Origin of the sequence: Kitasatospora sp. NPDC057542, assembly GCF_042801945.1 — a bacterium.
Classification (GTDB): Bacteria; Actinomycetota; Actinomycetes; order Streptomycetales; family Streptomycetaceae; genus Kitasatospora.
Window position 1 is genome coordinate 1 of record NZ_JBHVFE010000574.1, and the last position, 5,072, is coordinate 5,072.

The following is a 5,072-nucleotide window of genomic DNA, read 5'->3' on the forward strand; positions in this document are numbered from 1 at the left end:
GGCAGCGCCAGCCCCGCATCGTGTGCGGCTACTTCAAGGCCCCACACGTCTGCTACGCGATCATGTAGGAAACCGAGCCATTTCGGCTCAATATCCGCTCGGAAAAGTGGCTGTCGGACCGGCGGGGTGAGAATGCGGCCGGCGAGTTGGCGTCATACCGGGTGGAGATGCTGGACGCGCTCGGGATGATCTGGTCCGTGAGCGATGCACGGTTCGAGGCCGGGTTGGACTGGGCGCGGGTGTGGGCGAAGGGCCACGGCGGGTCATTGGCGGCGCCTGCGCGCGCCTCGGTCGGCGGGTACGCGATCGGCACCGGGTTGTCGGAGCTGCGGGCCTCCGCGCAGGTGCCGGCCGGGGAGCAGGGCTCGCTCGCCCCGGAGCGGCGCCGGGCGCTGGAGGAGATCGACCCGTGGTGGTGCCCCATCTGGCCGATCACCTGGCAGCGCGCCTACGCCACCGCCCGGCTGTGGTGGCTGGACACCGACGGCCTGGTCGACTGGACCGCCCTGCCCGTGGACACGGCGTTCGAGGGCGAGCAGCTCGGCCGGTGGGTGCAGGCGCAGCAAGCCGGCTGGCCGGCGCTGGAGGCGGACCAGCGGGATCTGCTGTCGGCGCTCGGAATCGAGGCCGACGCCGAGCTGGTGGCGGCGAAGGCCGCCGCGGAGGCGAAGCCGAAGGTGTCCCGCACGGACCGGTTCGCCCAGGGCCTGGCCGCGCTCGCGCAGTTCGTGGAGCGGGAGCGGCATCCCCGAGTTCCTCGCCCGCACAAGGAGCCACTGGAGGTGTCGGTGACCGGTCCTGGCGGGGAGGAGAGCACCGAGGTCGTCCACGTCGGTCTGGGTACGTGGTTGAACAACCAGAAGGCCCGCCGGGCGAAGCTCAGCCCCGGTCAGCTCGCACAGCTCGCCGAACACGGCGTCGAGTGGGCGTGAACGGCGGCGTGCTCCTGGTCGTGGTCGCTGCGGTCACCCTGGTGGCCGGGTACGTGCTGGGTCGGGTGGCCGTCAGTCAGTCGGTGTCAGTGGCGGCCAGTACAGCTATCCGCTGGCCGTCGGGGCGTAGCGCCGCCACGGCCAGGTCCCAGGCGATGTCGTAGAACCAGGCGGAGCCGGGGTCGGGACGGAACCAGTGCGTCTGCCGGACCAACTCGGCGATCCGCTCGACCGGGGCGTCCGCCGGGGCCCCGGTCAGCCCGGCGAGCGAGCGCCAGGTGGCCAGCCTCCCGTGGGCGCCGTACTGCCCCGGGCCGTACGCCGATCCCCGGGTGGCCGCGGTGAGCAGGATCCGGAACACCTCCTCGGCGGTCGACGGGTGGAGCCGGGCTCGCTCCTCCTCCCAGGGGGTCAGCGGCAGCCGTTCGAACACGGCGGGGAAGTCTTCCGGCGGCACCGGGTCGGGCGACCAGAAGTCCTGAGCGGCGATCAGGCCGTTCGAGTCCGTGCACCAGTGTCGGATGGCCGCGCCCATCACCTCGGCCGTCTCGGGGACGCTGATCTCGGTCATGTCGATGCCCGCCGTACGCTCCCGCATCAGCGGCGTGTCATGGAGTTCGGCGGCGCCGTGAAACGTCCCGGTCAGGGACGACACGGCCCAAGTCCAGTCGGGTGCCGCACCGTCCGGGCGGATCAGCCCCTGCTCCTCCGGCAGCAGGTGCAGGGGCAGTACGGCGAGCGGATGCCCGTCCGCGACGAGCTTGTGCGCGAAGGCGAGGAGGGCAGGAGAGTCCTCGACCGGAATGCCGGTGAGCACCAGCTCGTGCAGCAGGCAGGCCCGGAACTCCCGGGGGTGCACCGCATCCGCCTGCTCCCCGTACACCACCCGCTCGATGTCCTCGGCACCTTGACCGTGGGCGACCAGCGCCGCCAGCGCGCGCTCCTCCCGCTGTCGTTGCCGGCCGTCCGGTGAGAGCGAAAGAGGGGTCCGGAGCAGAGCGCGCAGGCTCTCCGGTACCGCGCAGCCGGCCAGACTTCGGAGGAGGTGGCCCAGCACCGCGAGGTGGTTGCCGGAGGGACCCCCTTCCGCTGTGGCCCGCCTGGCGATGTCCCTGCCGAGGCCGACGGCCCAGTCGAAGTCACCGGCCGAGACCCGCAGGCCGATTTCGTGCTGGAGCGCGGCGACATCCGCGTATTCGGCTGCGGACAGCGCCGCTACCATGCGGGCCTGATCCTCGTTCATCTGGGACTGTTTCTCGTCTCGGGCTCGCACTGGCGAATGGTGTCGGCCGATTCTAGCCACGGTGCCCCGCCGTCGAACTCCTGTTTTCGCGCTGACGTTCCGTCACCCGTGCGGGGTGCACCTCGAGCCTGGCGGTGAGCACGGCCAGCTCGGCCGGGTCGCCGGTGGTCTTGAGGGCGGCCATGGCGTCCAGGAACGCGAGCGGGTCGTGGTCGGCCAGGTCCAGCGGGACGCTGAGCGCGGCCATGGTGTCGAGGTAGGCCTGGCGGAGCCGCTTGTGCCAGGGGTCGAGGTAGGGGCCGTGCTCGTGGCGCAGCCAGGCCTCGGTCGGCTGGACCGTGGCGCCGAGCTCCAGGGCGTAGGCCAGTTTCACTGTGGAGTACCAGGCAGGTCCTGTCGGCCGGGAGCCGTCTGCGGTGAACGGCGAGGGCAGCAGCGGGTCCGACTCGACGTGGGAGAGGTCGGCCAGCCAGGAGCCGGGCAGCTTCTTGTCGAAGGCCGGGTTGAGCTCGTGCACGGGGCCGGATAGCGGGAGGGTCAGGCGGCCGGCGGCGGCGAGGAAGGCCATGTTGACGTCGAGGCCGACCGCGAACGGCGCCGCCTGCTCCCGCTCGGTGAGCTCGCGGTGCCAGTCCCACGCCTCGGTCACCAGCTCCTGCTCCGGGCCGCGGTCCTGGGCGAGCGGGTGCACGTCCGGGACCTCGGGCGGCGCCAGGTCGAACGCCCGCGTACGGGAGCCCTCCACCGGGCCGGACGTCCAGCCCGTCTCGGTGCGCACCGCCCTCGTGGGCGGGCGCAGTGCGGTGACGAGTTCCAGGCCGGAGACGGCGGTGGAGCCGCGCGGGGTGAGGACCCGGGTGGCGTAGGTGCCGAGCAGGCGGGCCAGGCCGGCCGGGCCGAGGTCGTCGGGGATCTGCCAGCCACCGGAGGCGAGGGCGCCCCAGGCGGGGATGCACAGCTGCACGCACTAACGGCGGCCGTCCTCGGGCGTGCGATAGACCCTGGCCCACGGCCCGAGTCCCCGCTGGGTGAGCAGCCAGCCGGCCTTCTCGATGGCCTTCACGGCCTTGTGGGTCTTCGGCAGCTGGCCCAAACGCTGGACGAAGTCCTTCTTCTCGTCCCGGCCGAGTGGCGGCAGGCCGAGCTCGGCGAGCGCTGCGTCGGTCAGGACGACCAGGGCGTCGCCGTCCTTGCCGTGCCGTTGCCGATCGGCTCACCTTCAAATGCACCCTGATCAAGGCCGGCTCCAACTCCTACCGGCTCCAGACCACCGAGGCCGAGCACCAGGAGATGCCGTGAGCCACCCTCGCAGCAGGGCAGCCCCGGTGATCAGACCAGCTCGAAGCTCATCTGGGAGCCCAGCTCGCTGAAGCCCAGCGCGACCGCGACCTTCCGCGACGCCGGGACCCGGGCCCGCCATTGCGGCAGCAAGCCTTGCGCGAGCGCATGCCGCACTGCCGCAGACCCGGTCGCGCGAGCCAAACCCTTGCCACGCCAGGCAGGCGCGGTCAGGACTCCCACGTGAGCGGCGCGGCCCGGCCATTCGTAATAGCCGGCGGCAGCAACCACCTGGCCGTCCACCCGGACAACGAACGCGGGAGAGGACATCTCGTCCAGGCCGGCCTCGTCGGCGTCCGCCGTCCCGGCCACCTGTTCCAGATCGCCCAGATCGAAATACCCGCCGGCCCCTTCCTCGACGCGCAGGCCGGCCGGCGCCGCGGCTGGCCGGAAGCCTTCGGCGGCGACATAGGCCAGCCCGGCGGGCCCAAGGAACTCGCCGTTCGGGAGCGCCCTCCCGACCGCTTCCAGATCTGTCAGCTGGTCAGCGGGCAGCTCGGCCACGGCCTTGCGGATGCGGGCGGCGGCTTCCTCGCTCGGAGCAGTCACGATCGCAGCCCCTCCGAGAAGCACGATGCCCGCCCACCCGCGCGGGCAGATCCTCGACCTGGGAGACACGACGACGTCGACGTCGCCCGCCGCACCGAACGAGACCGGTACCGACGCTAGCTCCTGCCACACGCCCTGGGCCCTGACCAGCAAGGGATCTCTCGACATGGCCCGATACTGCCAGGAACTTGGGATTGCACGCGCCGTGGATTAATAGGGCGAGACCATCACCGAAGACCCCAATCCGCTGCGTGTGAGTCTCCCCGTCGACGGGCCCGCAGGTGGGGCGTTGGGCATCTTGTCCCGCTTTCGGGTTGAGTTCTACGAATGCCTCTACAGCCGCCAGGACGCGCTCTTCGAGCTCACAGACGCCATGCTGTGCGCGGACGGACCGGTGAAGACCCTGGTCGAGCTGTCGTTGGCGATCGAGCACCGGCGCGGCCACGGTGCCTTGTACGCCGCCCTGGACCGGGGCTGGATGGGATACGGCGTCGGATTCCGACTCATATGCCAGGCAAGGCGTACCCCTCGTCCTCGTCCCACGGGAGGTCCAGATCATCCATGTGCACGCGCCATTCGGCGTTCGACAGGGCCCGGCGCAGCTCGGTCACGGACTCGAGCACGTGGGCGATCACCGGCATCACCCTCTCCAGCTGAGGTGGCAGCTTGGTCGACCCGGTCACGATCTCACCCGGCTCGCCGCCTCCGTCTCCGTAGAGATACAGACTCTCCTCGTCCGCATACGGGAAGGACTCACGGTGGGCGGTGACAATGTGCTCCAACTCGGCCGCCTCGGCTTCGGTCAGCGGCAGCACCCGGCGTGCGGAATAGTAGAGGGACACGCTCATGTGCCGACCTTAGGTCCTGTCCGGTCGATCATGAGCGGAGCCAGATGGCCAGTGCCGCGACGGTGATCGTGCCGAGGAAGACGTAGACGCGCTTGTCATATCTGGTCGCGACGGCGCGGAAGTTCTTCAGCTTGTTGATCGCACGCTCGACGACGTTGCGTT

Annotated in this window: 6 protein-coding genes and 2 pseudogenes; 2 read left to right on the forward strand and 6 right to left on the reverse strand. The window is 70.8% G+C overall.

The window, feature by feature from the left end; all coding sequences use genetic code 11:
* Window positions 1-197 precede the first annotated feature (197 nt).
* A complete protein-coding gene (locus ACFU7Y_RS39865) occupies window positions 198-932 on the forward strand; it encodes a helicase associated domain-containing protein (RefSeq protein WP_380771290.1) in 735 nt (244 codons plus the stop codon).
* 76 nt (window positions 933-1,008) lie between these two features.
* On the opposite strand, the gene ACFU7Y_RS39870 is transcribed toward ACFU7Y_RS39865, so the two are convergent.
* The 4 genes from ACFU7Y_RS39870 to ACFU7Y_RS39885 all read right to left on the reverse strand — a co-directional run bounded on the left by ACFU7Y_RS39870 (window position 1,009) and on the right by ACFU7Y_RS39885 (window position 4,230).
* On the reverse strand, window positions 1,009-2,175 hold the full coding sequence (locus ACFU7Y_RS39870; RefSeq protein WP_224281098.1) for a DUF6183 family protein: 1,167 nt from the start codon (window positions 2,173-2,175) through the stop codon (window positions 1,009-1,011).
* Between the two features lie 52 nt (window positions 2,176-2,227).
* Window positions 2,228-3,139, reverse strand: coding sequence for a hypothetical protein (locus ACFU7Y_RS39875; protein WP_224281099.1), 912 nt, complete (start codon window positions 3,137-3,139; stop codon window positions 2,228-2,230).
* Window positions 3,140-3,142: 3 nt separating this feature from the next.
* Window positions 3,143-3,268 carry a hypothetical protein gene (locus ACFU7Y_RS39880; protein WP_263455079.1) on the reverse strand — a complete coding sequence of 42 codons (126 nt, stop codon included), beginning with the start codon at window positions 3,266-3,268 and terminating at the stop codon, window positions 3,143-3,145.
* Window positions 3,269-3,504: 236 nt separating this feature from the next.
* Window positions 3,505-4,230 carry a GNAT family N-acetyltransferase gene (locus tag ACFU7Y_RS39885; RefSeq protein WP_224281100.1) on the reverse strand — a complete coding sequence of 242 codons (726 nt, stop codon included), beginning with the start codon at window positions 4,228-4,230 and terminating at the stop codon, window positions 3,505-3,507.
* Between the two features lie 121 nt (window positions 4,231-4,351).
* On the opposite strand from ACFU7Y_RS39885, the pseudogene ACFU7Y_RS39890 reads away from it, so the two are divergent.
* Window positions 4,352-4,538, forward strand: a pseudogene (locus tag ACFU7Y_RS39890) (transposase); the annotation flags it as partial.
* Between the two features lie 27 nt (window positions 4,539-4,565).
* On the opposite strand, the gene ACFU7Y_RS39895 reads toward ACFU7Y_RS39890, so the two are convergent.
* The gene (locus ACFU7Y_RS39895) at window positions 4,566-4,910 is read right to left on the reverse strand and encodes a hypothetical protein (RefSeq protein ID WP_380771291.1); all 345 of its coding nucleotides are present in this window, start codon (window positions 4,908-4,910) and stop codon (window positions 4,566-4,568) included.
* Window positions 4,911-4,938: 28 nt separating this feature from the next.
* Window positions 4,939-5,072 (reverse strand): annotated as a pseudogene (locus tag ACFU7Y_RS39900) (IS5/IS1182 family transposase); the annotation flags it as partial.

Excerpts from the sequence above, each read along its gene's own strand:
- ACFU7Y_RS39870 (WP_224281098.1), bottom strand. The coding sequence starts at position 2,175 with ATGAACGAGGATCAGGCCCGCATGGTAGCGGCGCTGTCCGCAGCCGAA.
- ACFU7Y_RS39885 (WP_224281100.1), bottom strand. The coding sequence starts at position 4,230 with ATGTCGAGAGATCCCTTGCTGGTCAGGGCCCAGGGCGTGTGGCAGGAG.
- ACFU7Y_RS39895 (WP_380771291.1), bottom strand. The coding sequence starts at position 4,910 with ATGAGCGTGTCCCTCTACTATTCCGCACGCCGGGTGCTGCCGCTGACC.